Source organism: Labedella phragmitis, from assembly GCF_004078635.1.
GTDB lineage: Bacteria > Actinomycetota > Actinomycetes > Actinomycetales > Microbacteriaceae > Labedella > Labedella phragmitis.
Window position 1 is genome coordinate 504461 of the sequence record NZ_RZNB01000001.1, and the last position, 19891, is coordinate 524351.

Annotated in this window: 22 protein-coding genes and 1 pseudogene; 16 read left to right on the top strand and 7 right to left on the bottom strand. The window is 68.5% G+C overall.

Features of this window, described 5'->3' with window-relative positions; genetic code table 11:
- Nucleotides 1-4 precede the first annotated feature (4 nt).
- Nucleotides 5-904, top strand: a complete 900-nt coding sequence (locus ELQ90_RS02395) for a carbohydrate ABC transporter permease (protein ID WP_128493658.1) — start codon at nucleotides 5-7, stop codon at nucleotides 902-904.
- Nucleotides 901-1722 (top strand): carbohydrate ABC transporter permease, encoded by an 822-nt coding sequence (locus tag ELQ90_RS02400; RefSeq protein WP_243695963.1) that lies wholly within the window; start codon nucleotides 901-903, stop codon nucleotides 1720-1722. Before ELQ90_RS02395 ends, ELQ90_RS02400 begins: the two co-directional genes overlap by 4 nt.
- 72 nt (nucleotides 1723-1794) lie before the next feature.
- Here ELQ90_RS02400 and ELQ90_RS02405 read toward each other — a convergent pair whose 3' ends face one another.
- Genes ELQ90_RS02405 through ELQ90_RS02420 form a run of 4 tightly spaced genes read right to left on the bottom strand, consistent with a single transcriptional unit; the run spans nucleotide 1795 to nucleotide 4483 of the window.
- Nucleotides 1795-2400: a hypothetical protein gene (locus ELQ90_RS02405; RefSeq protein ID WP_128493659.1), complete on the bottom strand. Its 606-nt coding sequence runs from the start codon at nucleotides 2398-2400 to the stop codon at nucleotides 1795-1797.
- Between the two features lie 54 nt (nucleotides 2401-2454).
- The gene (locus ELQ90_RS02410; protein ID WP_128493660.1) at nucleotides 2455-3165 is read right to left on the bottom strand and encodes a cation diffusion facilitator family transporter; all 711 of its coding nucleotides are present in this window, start codon (nucleotides 3163-3165) and stop codon (nucleotides 2455-2457) included.
- Nucleotides 3162-3506, bottom strand: coding sequence for an ArsR/SmtB family transcription factor (locus ELQ90_RS02415; RefSeq protein WP_128493661.1), 345 nt, complete (start codon nucleotides 3504-3506; stop codon nucleotides 3162-3164). Before ELQ90_RS02415 ends, ELQ90_RS02410 begins: the two co-directional genes overlap by 4 nt.
- 41 nt (nucleotides 3507-3547) lie before the next feature.
- Entirely contained in the window at nucleotides 3548-4483 is a 936-nt protein-coding gene (locus tag ELQ90_RS02420) for an ROK family protein (RefSeq protein ID WP_128493662.1), read from the bottom strand.
- Nucleotides 4484-4877: 394 nt separating this feature from the next.
- Here ELQ90_RS02420 and ELQ90_RS02425 point away from each other — a divergent pair, with 394 nt between their 5' ends.
- The 9 genes from ELQ90_RS02425 (at nucleotide 4878) to ELQ90_RS02465 (ending at nucleotide 13715) form a co-directional block, all read left to right on the top strand.
- Nucleotides 4878-6206: an extracellular solute-binding protein gene (locus ELQ90_RS02425; protein WP_128493663.1), complete on the top strand. Its 1329-nt coding sequence runs from the start codon at nucleotides 4878-4880 to the stop codon at nucleotides 6204-6206.
- A gap of 74 nt (nucleotides 6207-6280) precedes the next feature.
- Complete coding sequence (locus ELQ90_RS02430; RefSeq protein ID WP_128493664.1) at nucleotides 6281-7192, top strand: carbohydrate ABC transporter permease; 912 nt, start codon at nucleotides 6281-6283, stop codon at nucleotides 7190-7192.
- Nucleotides 7189-8076, top strand: a complete 888-nt coding sequence (locus tag ELQ90_RS02435) for a carbohydrate ABC transporter permease (RefSeq protein ID WP_128493665.1) — start codon at nucleotides 7189-7191, stop codon at nucleotides 8074-8076. Before ELQ90_RS02430 ends, ELQ90_RS02435 begins: the two co-directional genes overlap by 4 nt.
- A gap of 27 nt (nucleotides 8077-8103) precedes the next feature.
- Nucleotides 8104-8808 carry a GntR family transcriptional regulator gene (locus ELQ90_RS02440; protein WP_128493666.1) on the top strand — a complete coding sequence of 235 codons (705 nt, stop codon included), beginning with the start codon at nucleotides 8104-8106 and terminating at the stop codon, nucleotides 8806-8808.
- Between the two features lie 32 nt (nucleotides 8809-8840).
- The gene (locus tag ELQ90_RS02445) at nucleotides 8841-9542 is read left to right on the top strand and encodes an N-acetylmannosamine-6-phosphate 2-epimerase (RefSeq protein WP_128493667.1); all 702 of its coding nucleotides are present in this window, start codon (nucleotides 8841-8843) and stop codon (nucleotides 9540-9542) included.
- Nucleotides 9539-10513: an N-acetylglucosamine kinase gene (locus ELQ90_RS02450; protein WP_128493668.1), complete on the top strand. Its 975-nt coding sequence runs from the start codon at nucleotides 9539-9541 to the stop codon at nucleotides 10511-10513. The genes ELQ90_RS02445 and ELQ90_RS02450 overlap by 4 nt, the downstream gene beginning before the upstream one ends.
- 114 nt (nucleotides 10514-10627) lie before the next feature.
- A complete protein-coding gene (gene lplAB, locus ELQ90_RS02455; RefSeq protein WP_128493669.1) occupies nucleotides 10628-11677 on the top strand; it encodes a lipoate-protein ligase LplAB in 1050 nt (349 codons plus the stop codon).
- Nucleotides 11674-12651, top strand: a complete 978-nt coding sequence (locus tag ELQ90_RS02460; protein ID WP_243695964.1) for a DNA-methyltransferase — start codon at nucleotides 11674-11676, stop codon at nucleotides 12649-12651. The genes lplAB and ELQ90_RS02460 overlap by 4 nt, the downstream gene beginning before the upstream one ends.
- Before the next feature lie 71 nt (nucleotides 12652-12722).
- On the top strand, nucleotides 12723-13715 hold the full coding sequence (locus ELQ90_RS02465; protein ID WP_128493670.1) for a Gfo/Idh/MocA family protein: 993 nt from the start codon (nucleotides 12723-12725) through the stop codon (nucleotides 13713-13715).
- Between the two features lie 29 nt (nucleotides 13716-13744).
- Here ELQ90_RS02465 and ELQ90_RS02470 read toward each other — a convergent pair whose 3' ends face one another.
- The gene (locus ELQ90_RS02470; RefSeq protein WP_128493671.1) at nucleotides 13745-14290 is read right to left on the bottom strand and encodes a hypothetical protein; all 546 of its coding nucleotides are present in this window, start codon (nucleotides 14288-14290) and stop codon (nucleotides 13745-13747) included.
- 128 nt (nucleotides 14291-14418) lie between these two features.
- On the opposite strand from ELQ90_RS02470, the gene ELQ90_RS02475 reads away from it, so the two are divergent.
- Nucleotides 14419-14730, top strand: coding sequence for a MazG nucleotide pyrophosphohydrolase domain-containing protein (locus ELQ90_RS02475; RefSeq protein WP_128493672.1), 312 nt, complete (start codon nucleotides 14419-14421; stop codon nucleotides 14728-14730).
- Between the two features lie 76 nt (nucleotides 14731-14806).
- Nucleotides 14807-15328 carry a P-loop NTPase family protein gene (locus ELQ90_RS02480; protein ID WP_128493673.1) on the top strand — a complete coding sequence of 174 codons (522 nt, stop codon included), beginning with the start codon at nucleotides 14807-14809 and terminating at the stop codon, nucleotides 15326-15328.
- 15 nt (nucleotides 15329-15343) lie between these two features.
- Here ELQ90_RS02480 and ELQ90_RS02485 read toward each other — a convergent pair whose 3' ends face one another.
- On the bottom strand, nucleotides 15344-16009 hold the full coding sequence (locus ELQ90_RS02485; protein ID WP_128493674.1) for a nucleoside/nucleotide kinase family protein: 666 nt from the start codon (nucleotides 16007-16009) through the stop codon (nucleotides 15344-15346).
- A gap of 162 nt (nucleotides 16010-16171) precedes the next feature.
- Here ELQ90_RS02485 and ELQ90_RS16865 point away from each other — a divergent pair.
- A pseudogene (locus ELQ90_RS16865) lies at nucleotides 16172-16294 on the top strand (site-specific DNA-methyltransferase); the annotation flags it as partial.
- Between the two features lie 92 nt (nucleotides 16295-16386).
- On the opposite strand, the gene ELQ90_RS02495 reads toward ELQ90_RS16865, so the two are convergent.
- Nucleotides 16387-17253, bottom strand: a complete 867-nt coding sequence (locus ELQ90_RS02495) for an AraC family transcriptional regulator (protein ID WP_128493675.1) — start codon at nucleotides 17251-17253, stop codon at nucleotides 16387-16389.
- Between the two features lie 245 nt (nucleotides 17254-17498).
- On the opposite strand from ELQ90_RS02495, the gene ELQ90_RS02500 reads away from it, so the two are divergent.
- Nucleotides 17499-18245 (top strand): DUF1684 domain-containing protein, encoded by a 747-nt coding sequence (locus ELQ90_RS02500; RefSeq protein WP_128493676.1) that lies wholly within the window; start codon nucleotides 17499-17501, stop codon nucleotides 18243-18245.
- Nucleotides 18246-18372: 127 nt separating this feature from the next.
- Nucleotides 18373-19884, top strand: a complete 1512-nt coding sequence (locus ELQ90_RS02505) for an ABC transporter substrate-binding protein (protein ID WP_243695965.1) — start codon at nucleotides 18373-18375, stop codon at nucleotides 19882-19884.
- The last annotated feature ends 7 nt before the right edge of the window (nucleotides 19885-19891 follow it).

A 19891-nucleotide genomic window follows, 5' to 3' on the forward strand; every position in this document is an offset into this window, starting at 1 on the left:
CGGGATGTCGCGCCGCTCCTCGACGAACTACCAACGCGCCGCCTGGGGCTTCCTGGCCCCGGGCGTCGCGGCGGTCGTCCTCGTCCTCCACCTCCCCGTCGTCTACACCGTCTATCTGAGCTTCACGGACTTCAACGGACTCGGCGACCCGGACTTCGTCGGTCTCGACAACTACGTGCGGATGTTCCGCGACCCCGCGGTGCTCACGTCGATCGTCAACACCCTGCTGTGGGTCGTCGGCACGCTCGTGGTCCCGGTCGGTCTCGGCCTCGTCGTCGCCTATCTCGCCTTCGGGTTGCCGGGTGGCGCGTGGCTGCGGGTGCCGTTCCTCGTGCCGTATGCGCTCTCGGGCGTCGCCGTCGGCGTCGTGTTCTCGTTCGTGCTGCAGAACGGGGGAGCGCTGTCGCAAGCGCTCGAGTGGTTGCACCTGCCCGGTTCCGAACTGCGCTGGTTGCAGGACGCTCCCCTCAACACGTTCGCGATGATCATCGCGTCGGCGTGGCAGGGCGTCGGGGTGAACGCGCTCCTCTTCACGGTGGGGCTCCAGTCGATCCCGAAGGAGCCGCTCGAAGCGGCGAAGGTGGACGGCGCGGTGGGCTGGCGGCTCTTCCGTCACATGATCTGGCCGCTCCTGCGGCCGTCGACCACGATCGTCGTGGGGTTGTCGATCGTCAACAGCCTCAAGACCTTCGACATCGTGCAATCGATGACGCAGGGAGGGCCGAACCGCGTGTCCGAGACCCTCGGCGTGACGATGTACCGCAACACGTTCCTCAACAGCGAGTACGGGCTCGGCGCCGCCGTCGCCCTCTTCCTCACCGTCATCACGCTCGCCGCCTCGATCATCTACCTGCGGCGACAACTCGCGATCGGTGATCCCGTGAAGAAGGCGGTGCGTCAGTGATCTCCCGCATCCTCCGCTACGTGGTCCTCGGGGCGCTCGGCATCCTGTGGCTGCTCCCCATCTACCTGCTGCTCGCGAACGCGAGCAAGCTCACCTCGGAGTACTCGGGTTCCGAGTTGTGGTCGCCGGGCAACCTGCCGGCGCTCCTCTCGAACATCGGCGAGGTGTTCTCGACGACCGACGTGCCGTCCGGGCTCGGCGTGACCTTCCTCTACGCGACGATCGCTCCATTCATCGCGGTGATCCTCGGCGCCGGCGTCGGCTTCGCCGTCATCGTGCTCAAGGTGAAGCGCGGCTTCTTCTGGTTCTTCGTGATCTTCTGCGGGACGGTGTTCCCGCTCCAGATCATGGTGATCCCGCTCTTCGCCGCCTACTCGCAGGTCGGCCTCTTCGACACGTTCGTCGGCATGACGTTCGTCTACGCCGTCGTGTGCACGCCGTTCTCCGCGTTCGTCATGCGCAATTTCTTCGCGGGCATCGCGGAGACGGTCTTCGAGGCCGCGGTCGTGGATGGAGCCAGCGCCTGGCGGATCTTCACCCGCATCTACCTGCCGATGTCGCGCAGCGCCCTCGTGGTGGTGTTCATCCTGCAGGCGACGTGGGTGTGGAACGACCTGCTCCTCGCGCTCGTGCTCACGCAGAGCGCGGCGACACGGCCGGTGATGCCGCTGCTCGCGGCACTGCAGTCCACCGAGGGCGGCGGCTCCGCGTACACGGTCGTGCTCACGGCGGCGCTCATCGTCTCGATCCCGACGGCGCTCCTGTTCATGTTCACGCAGCGCGTCTTCCAGCGCGGGCTCTCGCTCGGCCAGTACTGAGGGGGCTGGAGGCGGATCGCGCGGTCGGGCGGCGCCGAGCGCACCCTCCTGCTCGGTGGGCGCTCGTCGACTTCACAGGGGGAAATGGACTCCCGCGGAGCGGAGTTCGAGCGCGGCGAGGCGGCGGACGACTCCGGGGTCACCGCGACGCCACGCGTCCATGACCGCCGGATCGAGGGCGAGGACGTCGCGTGGTTCGCGCTCGGTGAGGGCGCGGAACGCGAGCAGTTCGAGGGCGTTCGGGGAACCCGCGAGGCGCGCGAGACGTCCGCGGCGGACGGCTCCGACGAGCCGCGGCCGGATCCAGCCGAACGCGAGGATCGCGACGACGATGGCCACGATCGTCCATGCGACGATGGCGGCGAGCGTGTGCACGCCGAGCTGCCAGTTCTCGCCGGCGGTCGCGAGTTCCGCGGCGGCTCCGCTCGCTGCGTCGAACGGGGCCGAGATGCCCTCGCCGATGAGCGGGGTCGAGGACAAGGCCTCGCCGACGTCGCTCATGGTCGACGACAGGCCCTGCCCCGATTGCTGTACGTTGCGCCCGATCGCGTCGAGGGCGGTGATGGCGCCGTGGATCGTCAACGCGACGATCACGCCGCCGATCAGGACGGCCAGGGCGACGACGTCTCCGAGGATCTGCGCCCACCGTTGCCGCGGGACGTCCGAATACAGCTTCACAACAGGCCTCCTGGGTTCGAGAGGCCATCGTCTCAGACGCGCCGCCGCCGGGCCTCAGCGCTGATGTCCGTGTTCGTCGTGGCTGTGTTCGTCGTGGCCGTGTTCGTCGTGGCCGTGCTCGTCCTCGAGCAGCATCCCGACCGAGGTCGCACAGGCGTCGCCGCGCCATGCCTCGATCCCCTCGCGGATCGCGAAGGCCGCGATGACGAGACCGGCGACCGCATCCGCCCACCACCAGCCGAGCAGGCTGTTGGTGACAAGCCCGATCAGGACGGCTGCCGACAGGTAGGTGCAGATGAGCGTCTGCTTCGAGTCGGCGACGGCGGTGGCCGAACCCAGTTCGCGGCCCGCTCGTCGTTCCGCGAACGAGAGGAACGGCATGATGACGACGCTGAGTGCCGTGATCACGATGCCGACCCTCGAGTGCTCGACCTCCGCCTGTGTGACGAGCGCGAGGGTCGACGACGACGTGACGTAGGCCGCGAGTGCGAAGAAGGCGACGGCGATCGCGCGCAGCGTGCCCTTCTCCCAGCGCTCCGGATCGGGTCGCGTGAACTGCCACGCGACGGCGGCGGCGGAGAGGACCTCGATCGTCGAGTCGAGTCCGAATCCGATGAGGGCCGCGGAGGAGGCGACGGTGCCGGCCGAGATCGCCACGACGGCCTCGACGAGGTTGTAGCCGATCGTCACGGCCACGATCCAGCGGATGCGGCGTTCGAGCGCCTCGCGGCGCTCGCCGACCGCCCGGGGCGATGTGGACGTCACGAGCACGTGCACCCGTCGCCGGAGCAGCAGTCGGGATCGATGTGCAGGACGACGTCGAGGAGCTCGCCGAGGGCGGGCGCGAGGTGCGGATCGGTGAGTACGTAGAGCGTGTGACGCCCGTCGCGCGTCGCATCGACGAGTCCGCACCCGCGGAGGCACGCGAGTTGGTTGGACATCACTTGGCGCGAGACGCCGAGGGCGTCCGCGAGGTCCGACGGGCGGGCCGGCGATTTCCGGAGCGCGAGGAGGATGCCTGTGCGGGTCGCGTCCGACAGCGCGTAGCCGAGCCGTGCGAGCGCGGCGGTGTGGGTGGTCGTGACGGTCGTCTCGGCGGTCGGCATGCTGTCACAGTACAGCGATTGCTGTACTCAATCCAGGGTCGTCACGAGTCCTCGACGTCGACTTCCGACCGGAGGTAGTACGCGGCCGCGCCGACGAGCGGAGCGTCGGCGAGCAGTTCGGAGCGCCGGACCAGCGCTGGCGTTCCGCCGCCGTCCGCGAGTCCGCGTCGGAGCGACGGCTCGAGGAGGTCCCACGATCGCGAGATCGAGCCGCCGATGACGAGCTCTTCGGTGTCGAAGCGGGCGAGCCAGGGTGCGAGGGCCACTCCGAGTGCGTGGACGGCGTGGTCGAGTACTGCGCTCGCGACAGAATCGCCGGCGCGCGCGGCCGCGGCGATGTCGGCGACCGTGGCGATCTCGCCGGTCCGCTCGGCGTAGGCCTTCATGATCGCGCGGCTCGACATCGTGTCCTCGAGGGGACCGCCGTGGACGGTGATGCGGAACGCGTGGCCGTCTCGGGGGACCGTCGAGCCCTCGGTGACGGGATCGCCGTCGTCGAGGAAGGCGGATCCCACGCCCGTTCCGAGGGTGATGCACACGAAGCGCCGCGCGCGCTCCGCCGACCCGAACGCCCACTCACCGATCCCGTACGCGACGGCGTCGTTGAGGAAGACGACGTCGCCCGGAGTCAGGTCGAGTCGGCGCGCGAACTCGTGATGGAGCGGGAGTCCCGCGATCGATGCGAACTTGGCGACGCCGTCGAAGGAGCCGATGCCGGTGACGTCGTCGAAGGGACCGGGCATCGCGACCACGATTTCGGAAGCGGACGGGGCGAGCTCGTATGCCGGTTCCGTGACGTCGTCGAGCAGCGCGATGCGCTCGGCGTGCGGATCGATGTCGCGATCGACGCGGTTCTCGACCCGCGCGACACGGCCGTCGGTCACGAGGATCGCCGCTGTGACGTGCGAACCACCCACGTCGAGCACTCGGATCCAGCGCGGAGCATGCCGGGATGACATCGGCGGCGCTGGGTTCACGTCGTCAGCCTATCCGGCGGATGCTCACGCCATCTACGGTCGCGGGAGCGAGCGGCGCGGTTGTGTTGCTGCCCATTCATCCGACAAACGGAGGATAGAGGCATCGGAGCCGGCGCCCCATCGTCTCCGGATCCTGTGGATGACGCCTACCTCGCTACGGCCCCGTCGGCTGCGGGCACTGCACGATGTGTTCGAAGGGCCAGGGTACCTCCTGCGAGAACGCGGCGTCTCGGCCCTCACCGTCGCCGTCCGTCGGAGGAGGGAATATCGGTGCTGAGCGTCGCTACCGCTCACTGGACCGTACCAATTGTTTCGAGTGCGTAACTTTTCCTGCTGTTCCGCCGGATCGGTGCGAGAGTCGAGTTCTCGACTGGACCGTACCACTGGAGGAATCATGAGTAGAAAAGCAATGGCGCTCGGCGCGATGATGATGTCGGCTGTGCTCTTGGCCGGATGCGCGGCAGGGTCCGGGGGGTCCGGCGGGGACGAGGGCTCCGGCGAAGGCACCGTAAAGCTCGTCGCCTGGCCGGGCCCGGAGGGCGACGCGATGACCGAGGTCGTCGACGCTTACAACGCCGGTCAGGGCGAGGAGGACGGCATCGACATCGAGTTGACCCTGCTGTCGCGCCAGGACACGTTCTCGAAGGAAGCGGCGCTCATGGCGTCGAAGTCCTCAGACGTCGACATCTACTTCACCGCGTCCTACAACATCGGCCAGTTCGCGCCGTCGCTCGAACCCCTCACGGACATCGACACGTCCGCCTACTTCCCCGTCGCGGCAGAAGGGCTCACGTACGAGGACGAGCTGTACGCGCTGCCCCTCGACGTGAGCAACCACTTCCTGCTGTACCGCAAGGACCTCATCGACGCGTTGCTGAGCGACCCCGCCGCCCAGGCCGAGTACGAGCGCATCAGCGAGTCGGTGCTCGGTGAGGCCCGCGCCCCGAAGGACCCGAACGAGTGGGACCTCGACGACTTCACGGTCGCGGCCGCGTACTTCTCCCAGAGCGAGAACCCGGCGTCGCCGACCGAGTACGGCACGATCCTGCAGGCGAAGAACCTCCTCTACAACACGATGATCTGGAACGACGTGCTCTGGGGCTACGGCGGCAACTGGGAAGAGGACGGCGAAGCGGCGCTCACGAGTGACGCGGCGAAGAAGGCCGTCCAGCTCTACGCCGACATCTACGAGAACGAGTGGACCTCCCCCGACAGCTCGCAAGCGGAGTTCCCCGAGACCCAGGCGGCTCTGCAGTCGGGCGACACGGCCTTCGCCATCCAGTGGTCCGCGGCCTTCGCGGCGCTCAACGACCCGGAGCAGTCTCCCGATGTGGCGGGGAAGATCGCCATCGCACCGGTACCCGGTGGCAAGACCCACGTCCATGCCCTCGCGGTCTCGCTGAACAAGTACAGCGAGAACAAAGCGGCGGCGAAGAAGTTCCTCTCGTACCTCGCCACCGCCGACGCGATGACCCAGTACGCCGAGGCCGGCGGCATCCCCGCCGTCCCCGAGGTGCTCGAAGCTCAGACTGCGATCAACCCCGCGTTCGAGCAGGTCTCACAGACCATCGCGGAGAACGGATTCTCCGAGCCCGTCTTCCCGCAGACCTTCCAGGCGTACAGCAAGATCGCCGAGGACCTCAGCGGCGCGTGGGTCGGTCAGACGGACGTCGACGAGGCGCTCGAGACCGCGAACGCCAACCTGCAAGAGCTGCTCGGCTGATCGGGCCAGGAGGGGCGGGTCGTCGCCGGCCCGCCCCTCGGTTCATCGTCCCTGCAAGAGAAGGTCGACCCCAGATGTCCCACACCGTCGAACGCACGAGATCGATCGCACGGGAGCGCCGCAAGCGCACCACCGCTGCGACGGTCCTCAGCCTGCCGCTCATCCTCTTCGCCGCCGTCTTCGTGATCTACCCGCTCGCGTCGGGCACGCTCACGGCGTTCCAGAGCAGCACGCTGCTCAATCAGGCGAACGAGCTGAACGGCGTCGACAACTTCGTGTCCCTGTTCCGTAGCGACGGGTTCGCGAAGGCGGCCGGCTTCACGATCGGCTTCTCGGCCGTGGTCGTGGCGATCGAGATGGTCCTGGGGTTCGGTTTCGCGCTCGTGATGGATCGGGCGTTCCCCGGCAAGAAGCTCTTCTTCACCCTGCTGCTGCTGCCGATCATGGTGGCGCCCGCCCTGCTCGGCATCATGTTCCGGCTGTTGCTCAACGGCGACATCGGAGCGCTTCCCGCGCTGCTCGAGAGCATCGGCGTGAGCGTCTCGCTGTTCTCACCGGATTCGGTCATCCCGCTGCTCGTCGTCCTCGACGTGCTCCAGTGGACGCCGTTCACGTTCCTGATCATCTACGCGGGTCTGCAGTCCTTCCCCAAGGAGCTCCTCGAAGCCTCGGCGATGGACGGTGCCGGCTATGTCCGATCGTTGACGTCGGTGGTCGTGCCGGTGCTCAAACCGGTGTTGTTCGCGGCGTTCTTCCTGCGTGCGATCGATGCCATCCGGACCTTCGACGTCATCTACGTGCTCACCGCGGGCGGGCCGGGCACGAGCACGACCACGCTGAGCATCTTCATCTACAAGACGGCGTTCGAGGCCGGCGACTTCGGGAAGGCGGCGGCCGCAGCGCTCGTCGTCCTCGTGTGCCTCGTGCCGTTCGTCCCGTTCATCGTCCGACGCATCTCCTCGACCGGAATGGAGGGCAAGAAGTGAGCGCCCTGGCCCCGAACCCGACGGAAGCGCTCGCTTCCGCGTCGTCCGAGCGGACGCCCAAGCGTCGGCACGCCACGGCGTGGGTGTTCACGATCGTCGCCGGCATCATCGCGCTCGTCGTGAACGTCCCGCTCCTCAACGCGATCCTGGTGAGCTTCAAGCCCGACGGCGAGATCGCGAGGAACCCGGTCTCCCTGCCGGCCTCGCCCACTCTCGATCATTACGCCAACGTGCTCTACGCCTCCGGCTACGACTTCCCCCGGTTCTTCCTCAACTCCGCGATGATCGCGGTCGGAACCGTGCTCGTCGTGCTCGTCATCGCCATCCCCGCGACCTACGCCGTCGTGCGACTCGGCTTCGGTGGCAGGTGGATCATCAGCAGCGCGTCGGGGCTCCGGCTGCTCCCGGCGATCTTCTTCGTCGTGCCGTTCTTCATCCTGTTCTCCACCCTGGGCCTCCAGGACACGATCCCCGGCCTCATTGCGGCGAACACTTTCCTCAATCTGCCGCTCGCGATCATCCTGCTCTCCTCCGCACTCCGCGACATCCCGCAGGAGATCGAGGAGGCGGCCGCCGTCGACGGCGCGAGCATCTACCGGACCCTGGGGTCGATCATCCTGCCCCTGCTGGCTCCCACCATGGTCGCGGTGTCGGTCCTCGTGTTCATCTTCAGCTGGAACGACTACCTGTTCGCTCTCGTGCTGTCGACGTCCAGCGCGACCCCCGTCACCCTCGGCGCGGCCAACTTCATCACGAGTACCGGTATCCGATGGGGAGACATCTCGGCGGCGTCGGTCCTCTCCACACTGCCGCCCCTGCTCTTCGCGATTTTCGCGCAGCGATACCTTGTCAGTGGCCTGTCCTCCGGCGCGGTCAAGGGATGATGCGGACGGCCTCGGAAGGACGGACTCATGGCGCACAAGTACGAACAGGTCGCGGCCAGCATTCGGGAGTCGATCGCCCGTTCGCTCGCCCCGCACGACGCGCTCGCGTCCGAGCGCGAGCTCATGGCCATCCACGGGGTGAGCCGGATGACCGTGCGGAAGGCGATCTCCGTCCTCGTCGACGAGGGACGCGTGTACAACGTCCACGGGTCCGGGACGTATGTGGGCTCAGCGGACATCTTCTCGAAGACGCCGAAGCTCACGTCCTTCACCGAGGACATGATCAGTCGCGGATCGGTGCCCTCGTCGCGGGTCCTCGAGGTGGCGCGCATCGCCGCTCCTGACGCCGTCGCGACGGCGTTGAACCTGACGCCTTCGGACGCTGTGACCCAGATCCGACGACTTCGCCTCGCGGATGACACGCCGATCGCGCTCGAGGAGGTCTTCCTCCCGACGACGGTGCTCGAGACCGAATCGCTGAATCTCGGCGCGTCGCTCTACGAACAGCTCCGCCTCGCCGGCCACGAGGTGTACCGCGCCGAACAGGAGATCAAGGCCATCACGCTGACGAGGGAGGACAGCCTCCTGCTGGAGGTCGCGGTCGGCTCCGCCGCACTGTCCGTCACACGCGTCAGCTCCTCACGCCGAGGCCACCTCATCGAATTCGCCCGCACGACCTACCGGGCCGACCGGTACACGTTCCAATTGGCCGTCACCCGGGACGACAAATGACGCCACATCAGATCACCGAGAGAAAGCTCCACATGCTCCACACTCTGCGCGGCCGCCTCGTCGTCTCGTGCCAGGCCTACCCCGGCGAGCCGCTGCGCGACCCCGACTCCATGGCGCGCATCGCCGAGTCGGCCGTCATCGGCGGCGCCGCCGCCATCCGCTCCCAAGGTCTCGACGACATCCGGGCGATCGCTCGCCGCGTCACCGTCCCGCAGATCGGCTTGTGGAAGGTCGGGTCGGACGGCGTCTTCATCACCCCGACGCTCGAGCACGCGCTCGCCGTCGTCGACGCCGGCGCGGACGTCGTCGCCATCGACGGAACGCGTCGGGCGCGTCCTGACGGCCTCACCCTCGAGCAGACCATCCGGGAGCTCAAACAACGGACGGACGTCCTCGTGATGGCGGACGCCGGCAGCGTGGACGACGCCGTCGCGGCGGAGGACGCCGGCGCCGACATCGTCGGGACGACCCTCTCCGGGTACACCGAGGAACGACCGCGCACGTCGGGTCCCGACCTCGACCTCGTGCACGCGCTCTCCACTCGCCTCACCGTCCCGCTCTTCGCCGAAGGACGGATCCACACGCCCGCTGAGGCGCGGGCGGCTCTCGATGCGGGCGCCTACTCCGTCGTCGTGGGGACGGCGATCACCCACCCCACCTCGATCACCTCGTGGTTCGTCGACGCCATCGAGCGAGAAGACGCACGAGCGGCGGACGGCCGACTGCCGCGGTGAGCGTGCCACAGCGGCGTGATGCGCCATTCGACGAACGGCAGGACATGGTCGACCTCGCCATCGACATCGGGCAGACGCAGGCCCGCATCCGGACCATTGCGGAGGACGTCCCGGGCCGGGAGGTCGAGATCGACGGCTTCGCCTACGGCTCGGATCTCCTGACCGTGATCGTCGACATCGCGCAACGGTCCGCCGAGGGACTCGGGCTGGACCACGTGGGCGCCATAGCGGTGGGGAGCACCGGGCTCTACGGCCACGTCTCCGACGTGCACGACGTCCTGCGCCGGCTTCACGAGACCCTCGGCACGACGCGGGTCGTCGTCGCGGATGACGCGGTCACGGCCTTCCTGGGTGCTCGCGGCGACCATGACGGGGTCGTGGTCGCAGCCGGGACGGGCATCGTCGGCCTCGGTCGCGGCCCGGCAGGAGCGGCTCGCGTCGACGGTGTCGGCGGCATGATCGGCGACGAGGGCTCCGGGTGGTGGATCGGGCGTCGTGGTCTCATCGCGGCCATCAGCTCGGCCGACGGTCGGCGAGGCGCATCGGCGCCCCTCCTCGACCGGCTCGTCGCACGATTCGGCCCGGTCGCCGACTTCCCCGCACTCCTCGCGGGGGCGACCTCGCCGGTCGCCGTCGTCGCGTCGTTCGCGAAGGACGTGGCCGATGTCGCGAGGGAGGGCGACGCCGTCGCCGCAGGGATCTGGCGCGAGGCGGGTGAGCACCTCGGCACGGTGATCGCCGCTGCGGCCTCGCGTGCGGGGCTCGGTGACGCCGCCGAGTGGACGCTCATCGGGCGCCTCTCGTTGGCCGTCGACCTCCTCGAACCCGGTCTGGGCGCCGGTCTGGACGCCCTTCTCCCGAACGGGAAGCGCGTCCCGTCCGTCGGGGAGCCGCTCGACGGCGTCGCTCGGCTCCTGACCGTCGACGCCGAGGACTACGGGCCGATGATCGGCGAGGCGATCGGCCACTGAACACGTCGCGGTCGCGGAACCGCGTCCTCGGGCGTCCGCACCGAGTGCCCTTCGACAGGCTCAGGGACCGGAGAGCGGGCCCGGGGGTAGACCGCGCGCGGATAGTCTGGACGCATGCACGGTGAGTACAAGGTCCCGGGCGGAAAACTCGTCGTCGTCGATCTCGACATCGTCGATGACCGGCTGTCGAACGTCCGCATCGCTGGAGACTTCTTCCTCGAACCCGACGACGCCCTCGACGCGATCAACGCGGCCATCGAGGGGCTCCCGGCCGAGTCCGACTCGTCGCGCATCGCGGCCGCCGTGCGAGCGGCGCTGCCGGAAGGCGCGACCCTCCTCGGCTTCAGCCCCGAGGCCGTCGGAGTCGTCGTCCGGCGCGCGCTCACGAACGCCGCCGACTGGCGCGACTTCGACTGGGAGATCGTCGACTCCGGCGCCATCTCCCCACGCATGCACCTCGCGCTCGACGAGGTCCTCACGGCCGAGGTCGGCGAGGGTCACCGCGGCCCCACGCTCCGCATCTGGGAGTGGAACGAGTCAGCCGTCGTGATCGGCAGCTTCCAGTCGGTGAAGAACGAGGTCGACCTCGAGAACGCCGAACGGTACGGCTTCGACGTCGTGCGCCGCATCTCCGGCGGCGGCGCGATGATGATGGGCTCCGGCAACGTCATCACCTACTCCCTCTACGTGCCCGCCGAGCTCGTGCAGGGCATGACCTTCGCCGACTCGTATGCGTTCCTCGACGAGTGGGTGCTCCAGGCACTGCAGTCGCTCGGCATCGACGCGACCTACCAGGGCCTCAACGACATCACGAGCCCGGCGGGGAAGATCGGCGGTGCCGCGCAGAAGCGCCTCGGTTCCGGGGCCGTGCTCCATCACGTGACGATGAGCTACGACATCGACGGCGAGCTCATGACGAAGGTGCTGCGCATCGGCCGCGAGAAGATGAGCGACAAGGGCACGAAGTCCGCCGCGAAGCGCGTCGACCCGCTCAAGAGCCAGACGGGACTGTCGCGCGCCGAGATCATCGAGCGCATGCTGCAGTCGTTCCGCTCCCTCACGGGCGCGCGCGAGGGCCACATCACCGAGGCGGAGTTCGCCGCCGCCGAGCAGCTCGCCGAGTCGAAATTCGCGTCGGACGCCTGGCTCCACCGCGTTCCGTGACGGGCGACGAGCGGCGACTCCCCGAGTCGAGCACCATCATCGAGGGCGACAATCTCGAGGTGACGGCGACCCTTCCGGACGGCGCGTTCACGATCGTCTACCTCGATCCACCGTTCAACACGGGTCGGGTGCAGCGGCGGCAGTCCGTCCGCAGCGAGCGGATCCTCCCGGCGGATCCTGAGGCGGACACCGACGACGTCGTCGCTGAGGCCGCCGTCGAGCCGGCCGAGGTCGAACCGGCCGGCCCGCCGATCGACACCGATGCCCCCGAGACTCCGCCCGGCCGTGGCGCACTCGACCCCAGTACGCGCGTCGTCACCGGCTTCAAGGGAGCGACGTATCGGCACGTCCGCGGCGAGCTGCGCGTCTTCGACGACGCGTTCGACGACTACTGGGAGTTCCTCGAACCGCGCCTCACCGAGGCCTGGCGGCTGCTCGCCGATGACGGCACCCTCTACCTGCACCTCGACTACCGCGAGGCCCACTACGCGAAGGTCCTGCTCGACGCGCTCTTCGGCCGCGACTGCTTCCTCAACGAGATCATCTGGGCATACGACTACGGAGCGAAGTCGCGCTCACGCTGGCCCACGAAGCACGACACGATCCTCGTCTACGTGAAGGACCCCGCGGCCTACCACTTCGACTCGACGGCCGTCGACCGTGAGCCGTACATGGCTCCGGGACTCGTGACGCCGGAGAAGGCGGAGCGCGGCAAGCTCCCGACGGACGTCTGGTGGCACACGATCGTCTCCCCGACGGGGTCCGAGAAGACCGGTTACCCGACGCAGAAGCCGCTCGGCGTCCTCCGCCGCATCATCCAGGCGTCGAGCCGACAGGGCGACTGGGTGCTCGACTTCTTCGCGGGCAGCGGCACGACCGGTGCAGCCGCGGCCGAGCTCGGCCGCAACTACGTACTCGTGGACTCGAACCCGGCGGCGATCGCCGTCATGCGGGACCGCCTCGGCGCGTCCTAGGGAACGGACGACGACTTCGGACCTGTCGCGGCGGCGCGCTGGTAACGTCACCAACGCGAGGAGGCGACGTGGTGAGCGACAGGCGACCGGTACGGATCGGTATCATCGGCGCGGCGACGATCGCGGCGGACGCGATGGTCCGGCCCGTTTCCCGACGCTCGGATGCCGAGATCGTCGCGGTCGCCGCGCGGAGGCCCGGCGCCGCCGAGTCGTTCGCCGTTGAGCACGGCATCGAGACGGCCGTCGAGCACTACGACGCGGTCATCGAGGACGATCGCGTCGACCTCGTCTACATCGCCCTCGCCGCCAGCGACCATGCGCGCTGGGCCATCGCGGCACTCGACGTGGGGAAGCACGTGCTCGTCGAGAAGCCCGCGGCGACGTCCGCGACGGACGCGGCGCGGATGGTGGCGGCAGCGGGGCCGGGTCGGCTCGTCGAGGCGTTCCACTATCGGCATCACCCGCTCTTCGCGGAGGTCCTCGCGCTCGTCCGTTCGGGTCGCCTGGGTTCCCTGCTGTCGATGACGTCGGAGATCCGCGACACCCGGCCGTTCGATCCGCGGTCGATCCTCCACGACCCGGCTGCCGGGGGAGGCGTGCTGTTGCACGCCGGGTGCTACGCCGTGCACTGGATGCGCACGCTCGCGGGCTCGGAACCCCGCGTCCTCGATGCCCGAGCCCGGCGGAACCCGCTCGGCGGCGACGAGACCATCGAAACGCGGTTGCTCTTCCCGGGTGACGTCGAGGGTCGCCTCTACGCGTCGTTCGGCCCGGAGGAGCGCCAGGGCAACGGACTCCTGATCGAGGGGAGCCTCGGCACGCTCCGCGTCGACAACCTCATCGCGCCGCACCTGGGCCACTCGGTCACGCTGGCACTTCGCGGCGAACCGACGCGCACGTTCACGGTCGCCGGCCGCACCTCGTACGACCATCAGCTCGGGGCGCTTCTCGATTCCCTGGCCGCGGGATCCCCGGCGGCGACGGATGGGGCGGACATCGTCGGGAACGCTTCGGCCATCGACTCGATCGCCGACGCCGCGGGCCGAGGCGCCGAGACGACCTAAGAGGGTCCAATCGGCTCCGCAGGTGGGCGTCAGTCTCCTCGATGCCGTGCCGCCTCCGCCGCGGAGTGAACACGCTGGACGCCCTGGTCGACTGTGACCTGATCGGTGTCGATCAGCAGGTCCGGCTCGATGCGGACGAGCTCATCGGTCCAGTGCTGGTAGACGTCGCTGAGAAAGGCGTGCTCCTTCGATATCCCTCGCGTGGGGTCGGACTGCGCCCGGGCGAACGCGGTATCGAAGGACGTCGTGATCGCGACCACGATGACGGCGGCGTCGTCCGTCGCCTGTGCTCGGAGGCGCGCCACCTCGTTTGCGGAGCCGGAGCCTTCCGCGATGACGCACGTCAGGTCGGTTCGTGCCCAGAGCCCCACGGTGACCTCGAAGATGCGGTGCGCTGCCTCCCAGCTCGGCAACGTGGGAAGTGCCATCGCCGCGATCTGATCGAGTTCGACCACCGCCACGCGTTCGCCTCGCCGGCGCAGCTCCACGCCGAGGGCTGACGCCAGAGCGCTCTTCCCCGACGCCTGCGGGCCGGCGATGATGACGAGTGCGAGTGGAACAGCGGTGGTCTCCATTCCTCCACCGTGCCCGCTGCCGCTCACCAGCGCCAGCGTTCGATCCGCCTCTTGTCGGTTCACTCCAGCAACCGCGACCCGCGTGACCGTCCCGCCCCGATGTCCGTGCTCGCTGACACACTGACGGGATGCAGATCGATGAGCTGAGGCGCGAGGTCGAGTCGCTGTCGGTGAGCTACGCGGAGCGGAACGGAATCGATCGCACCGACGAATGGTTGCTCCTCAAACTCAACGAGGAGGTCGGCGAGCTCACGCAGGCCTTCCTCGCTCGCTCGGGTCAGGCGCGAGACAAGGGGCGCGACGACCACGAACTGCGCGCTGATCTCCGAGCCGAACTGGCCGACGTGCTCGCGCACGTCCTCTTGATCGCTGAACGGTTCGACATCGATGTGAGTGCGGAGATTCGTCGCACGTGGCTCTCACGGAGACCGGTTGAGTAGCGCTTCCTCTGCTCCGTCCCCTGCGTGAGCCAGGGCATTGTCTCGGTCCTTCACAGCCCGGCGGTAGCCTCGTGCCGTGATCATCTGGCTCAACGGGACCCACGGTGCCGGCAAGACCACGACGAGTGCGCTCGTCCAGGCTCTGATTCCGGGCTCGCGGGTGTTCGACGCGGAGAAGGTCGGAGAGACGCTGATGGACATCCGTCCCGGCCTGCCGGAGACGGACAACTTCCAGCACTGGGCGCCGTGGCGCCCCCTCGTCGTCGAGACGGCCCGGCGGGTGCTCGACTACACCGGCGGCACACTCGTCATGCCGATGACCGTCCTCGTCGAGTCCTACTGGCGCGAGATCAGTGCCGGGCTCGCCGCCCACTCCATCCCGGTGCGCCATTTCCTGCTCCACGCCGACCAGGACACGCTCCGGGGCCGAATCGAGAACGACACGGTGATGGGGTACTCGGAGTTCCGGATGCGGTACGTCGAGCCGTACGCCGAGGCCTACGAGTCCTGGCTCCGGGACGAGGCGGAGGTCGTCGACACGACGCGGATCACGCCTGCTGAGGCGGCGAGGCGCATTGCCGATGCGGTGAGCGCGTAGGGTACGCGGGCGGTTTCAGTCGGCCGCGGGACCGGCAGAGGCCCATGCCGCTCGGATCGCGTCGGTCTGCTCCTCGATGGTGAAACCGGTGACGTCCAGCACGACGTCGACCTCGGGCGGCGAGGACACGAGATCGTGCAGGAGGTCGAACTCGTCGTCCGTGAGGTAGACCGTGCGCGTCGCGGCGCGAACGCGCGCTTCCTCCAGCGGGACAGCGAGATGGACCACCAGGCACCCGGGTAGGTCCGCGCGGTAGGCGGCCAGTGCCTCCGCGGTCACGACGTCGGCGATCGTGACGGCGAAACCGGCGGCGACGAAGTTCCGTGCGAGGGAAGCGACGTTGCGCGCGGCGAGGACGTGCTGCTCCCGACCCTCTGCACCACTCCACAGTGTCGCGTCCCCGGCGACGACGAGCTGCCGGATGTCGTCTGCGTCGATGAAGGCGCCTCGTATGTGTTCCTCCGCCAGGCGGCGACCGCACGTCGACTTCCCGACCGCGGGACCGCCGGACAGCACCAATGGACGCATGCGCTTCCGCCCTTCCTCCCGACCGACGCTAGCAAGAGGCTTCCGCGCCGGCGACCGTGACGCCAGCACGACGAGGATGATGCACACACCCTTCGCGACGTCGGCCCACCCCGCTCGTGGGCGGGGATCGAACGGGGGAGTGTCACGAGTCATGCCTCCCACCGTGCTGCAGGAATCGCGCCCGGAAGGCCGCGGATGGGCTTCGGCACGGCAATTCGTCCTCACGCATGACGGCCGCTCGTTCGCCGGGGTTCCGCACTTCCTCCCCGAGGAGGACGCGGCATGCTCTCGTGACGGGAAGGGGGCGATTCGATCCACTTCTTCGCCGGTAGCGGTACGTCGGGGGCGGCGGCCGCCGAGCTCGGCCGCCACTACGTGCTCGTCGACTCGAACCCGGCGGCCATCGCCGTCATGGGGAACCGCCTCGGCTCGTCCTGAGAGGAGAACGCGCGAGACGCCCGGGCGGTCGCCTGCCCTTCGACGGCCTCAGGGACCGTGGTGCCGGTCGCTGAGCCTGTCGAGTGCGAGCATCAGGCGCGTTCCACAGGGAGCCAGAGCTCACACGTCGCCGTGCTGAAGTCCTCTGCACGGTCGAGGATCGAGACGAGCGAGGGTCCGGGGCGGAGCCGCCACGGGTTCGACGGAAACCAATCGGTCGCCGTGGCGGCCCACGCCGACTGCAGTGCCGCCGGGTAGTCGCCTTCCGTGCGGAACACTGCCCACGTGTCGGCCGGTACCTCGATCACATCCAGATCGGCGGGGATGTCCGCCGCCTCGGTGACGGCGACGCCGTGCAGGTAGGTCAAGTCGCCGCCCTCGGCGTAGTCGGGGTCGACGTCGGCGCTCACCTGCAGCAGGCCCGACGGCTCGGTGTCGCCGAGGCCCTTGAGTCGTGCGTGCTCCGACGTGGGCAGTGAGGCGATGTGGGCCTGGATGTGCGGATTGACGCCCTCGTGGATGAGCGGCACTCGTGCGGCGTGGCCGACGAGGCGAAAGGCGGGGCGGTCGGTGATGCGCGTGTCCATGGTGGTGTTCCCTTCGACGGTCAGGCGGAACCTGAGCTGTGGTTGCGTGCGAAGGGGGCCGCCGTCTCGTCGCACGTCGCCCGGTCCGGCACCGTGCACCGATCGGAACGCGCGACCGAAGGCCTCGGTCGAGCCGTAGCCGAAGCGCACCGCGATCGACAGCAGATCACCGTCTCCGAGGACGTCCGGCGCGGCGAGACTCATGCGTCGTCGGCGGACGTACTCCGAAAGCGGCATGCCGGCGAGGGACGAGAACATGCGGCGGAGGTGGTACTCCGTCGTGCCCAGTCCCATCGACAGCGCGGCCACGTCGAGGTCGTCGGTCAGGTGGTCCTCGATGAGGTCGACCAGGCGGTTCAGTTCGGCGATCACGGCGCTCCCTTCGGTCTCCACACTTCCGGTTGGACCCGATCCGCACCCTACTATCGCGGTCCGATCCGGTCGCCCGATGGGGCGGGTGGGAGCGCGCCCGCACCAGGTCGACGTGCTCCGAGGACGTAGGCCTGATCGAAAACTCACCGGATGGGGTCGATCCATTTGGATGGATCGGGAATGCAACAAAGCGACATGAGGTTACCGCTCGGCGTCTGGTTTCTGATGAAGTGGAGCGTGTGGGAATGAACGCAACGGTCGAGACCGCGATCGGCGAGTACGAGGCGTGGCAGCAGAAGCGGCGCGACGCCGTGACCGCGCCCCTCGGGAACCTCGCGCTCGTGCTCACGCACTGGAGCCCCGCAGGCGCCCCGGCCGTCGACGACGCGACCGCTCGCGAGGGCCAGCCCGACTCCGCCGTGCTCACGCGCTTGCAGCGCACCGACATCGACACGGGCGAGCCGCAAGAGGGCTACCGGATCTGGCGCGCCGACTCTCCTGCGAACCAGGCGTTCGAGGGCATCGAGTACTACGACTACGCGCCGGAGTGGGTCATCGAGGGCCGGTTCGAACTCGTCGATGAGCAGCGCGTCGTGCCCTTCGAGCACATCAGAGACGCCGGTGCCACGCGCGGACTCCCCGTCTCGGGTGACCTCGTCTTCGACCTCGACGGCGTCGAGTACCGCTTCGCCGCGTTCGACACCGATCACGACGGGCACGCGAGTCTGCAGCTCGTCTTCGGCGACACGACGAACGGTCGCGAGAGCTACGGCGCCGGCCGCTTTCTCTTCCTCGACCACCCCGGAGCGACGAGCGACCTCGCCCCCGGAGACAGCATCCCGATCACGATCGACTTCAATCGCGCCATCGTGCCGCCGTGCGGTTTCTCCAACCAGATGAACTGTCCGCTCCCGCCGCTGCAGAACCGGTTGCCGGTCCCGCTCCGCGCGGGGGAGAAGCGAGTGCGCTTCTCGGACGGCTTCTCGATCTGACGGACTCTCGTCCGCAGCTGTGGCGTCGGGATTCGTCCGTTCGCACTCGCACCTCCTCACTCATCTCCGCGGCACCGCCGCCCCGGGGACGCGATCGGCGTCCCCGCACCCAGCAAAGGACTCTGACGTGATCACACGCCACCACCGAAACCGACTCACGGCCACACTCGCCGCCGCCACCGCGAGCCTCCTCGTCCTCGCGGGCTGCGCGGGAGGCGCCGGATCGACCGGGGCCGCCCCCGACGCGAACGCCGAGATCATCGTCGGCTCGCAGAACGAACCCACGAACCTCGACCAGATCTTCGGCGGCAGCTCCGGCGTCACCGAGGTCTTCACCGGAAACGTCTACGAGGGCCTCTTCAGGATCACCGACGACGCCGAGGTCGAGCCGCTCCTCGCGGCCGAGACCGAGGTCTCCGAGGACGGCCTCACCTACACGTTCACGCTGCAGGACGCGACGTTCCACTCGGGAGCGCCGCTCACCGCGGAGGCCGTGAAGTACAGCCTCGAGCGCTTCATCGGCGAGGAGTCGATCGCGGCCCGCAAGAGCCAGCTGAGCGTCATCGACACCGTCACGGCCGTCGACGACAAGACCGTGGAAGTGACGCTCTCGAGCAAGTCGATCAGCTTCACCTACAACCTCGGCTACGTCTGGATCGTCAACCCGGAGGCGGGCGACCTCACGGCCGCGGCCGACGGCACCGGTCCGTACTCCCTCGGCGACTACCGCAAGGGCGACTCGATCACCCTCGAGGTGAACGACGACTACTGGGGCGACGCGCCCGCCAACGGCGGCGTGGTCTACCAGTACTACGCCGACCCGACGGCCCTCAACAACGCCCTCGTCACGGGCGCGGTCGACCTCGTGACGAGCCAGTCGAACCCCGACAGCCTCGCCGAGTTCGAATCGGGCGACTACGAGATCATCGAGGGCACGTCGACGACGAAGGAGCTGCTCGCGTTCAACGACCGCGTGGCTCCCTTCGACGACGTGAACGTGCGGAAGGCGGTCTACTCGGCCATCGACCGCGAACAGCTGCTCGACGCGATCTGGGACGGCCGCGGCCAGCTCATCGGCTCGATGGTCCCCCCGTCGGAGCCGTGGTACCTCGACCTCGCGGACAACAACCCGTACGACCCCGAGCTCTCGGCCGACCTGCTCGCCGACGCGGGCTACGCCGACGGCTTCTCGTTCACGATCGACACCCCCGACTCGGGCGTCCACTCGACGGTCGCGGAGTTCCTCCAGACGGAGCTCGCGAAGGTCGGCGTGACGGTCGACATCAACATCATCACCGACGACGAGTGGTACGAGAAGGTCTACACGGACCACGACTTCGAGGCGACGCTGCAGGGCCACGTCAACGATCGTGACATCAACTTCTACGGCAACCCCGACTTCTACTGGGGCTACGACGACGCCGAGGTCCAGGGCTGGCTCGCCGAGGCCGAGCAGGCCGACTCGACGGAGCAGCAGACGGAGCTCATCACGCAGGTGAACCAGAAGATCTCCGACGACGCCGCGAGCGTCTGGCTGTACCTCAACCCGCAGCTGCGCATCGTGCGCGACGGCATCACCGGTGTGCCCGAGAATGGGCTCAACTCCCTCTTCTACGTGTACGACATCCAGGAGGCGTAGGCCATCG

What these genes read in the sequence shown, in the direction of transcription:
- ELQ90_RS02395 (WP_128493658.1), top strand. Translation starts at nt 5, where the DNA reads ATGTCGCGCCGCTCCTCGACGAACTACCAACGCGCCGCCTGGGGCTTC.
- ELQ90_RS02415 (WP_128493661.1), bottom strand. Translation starts at nt 3,506, where the DNA reads ATGCCGACCGCCGAGACGACCGTCACGACCACCCACACCGCCGCGCTC.
- ELQ90_RS02425 (WP_128493663.1), top strand. Translation starts at nt 4,878, where the DNA reads ATGAGTAGAAAAGCAATGGCGCTCGGCGCGATGATGATGTCGGCTGTG.
- ELQ90_RS02430 (WP_128493664.1), top strand. Translation starts at nt 6,281, where the DNA reads ATGTCCCACACCGTCGAACGCACGAGATCGATCGCACGGGAGCGCCGC.
- ELQ90_RS02440 (WP_128493666.1), top strand. Translation starts at nt 8,104, where the DNA reads ATGGCGCACAAGTACGAACAGGTCGCGGCCAGCATTCGGGAGTCGATC.
- ELQ90_RS02445 (WP_128493667.1), top strand. Translation starts at nt 8,841, where the DNA reads ATGCTCCACACTCTGCGCGGCCGCCTCGTCGTCTCGTGCCAGGCCTAC.
- lplAB (WP_128493669.1), top strand. Translation starts at nt 10,628, where the DNA reads ATGCACGGTGAGTACAAGGTCCCGGGCGGAAAACTCGTCGTCGTCGAT.
- ELQ90_RS02470 (WP_128493671.1), bottom strand. Translation starts at nt 14,290, where the DNA reads ATGGAGACCACCGCTGTTCCACTCGCACTCGTCATCATCGCCGGCCCG.
- ELQ90_RS02475 (WP_128493672.1), top strand. Translation starts at nt 14,419, where the DNA reads ATGCAGATCGATGAGCTGAGGCGCGAGGTCGAGTCGCTGTCGGTGAGC.
- ELQ90_RS02485 (WP_128493674.1), bottom strand. Translation starts at nt 16,009, where the DNA reads ATGACTCGTGACACTCCCCCGTTCGATCCCCGCCCACGAGCGGGGTGG.
- ELQ90_RS02500 (WP_128493676.1), top strand. Translation starts at nt 17,499, where the DNA reads ATGAACGCAACGGTCGAGACCGCGATCGGCGAGTACGAGGCGTGGCAG.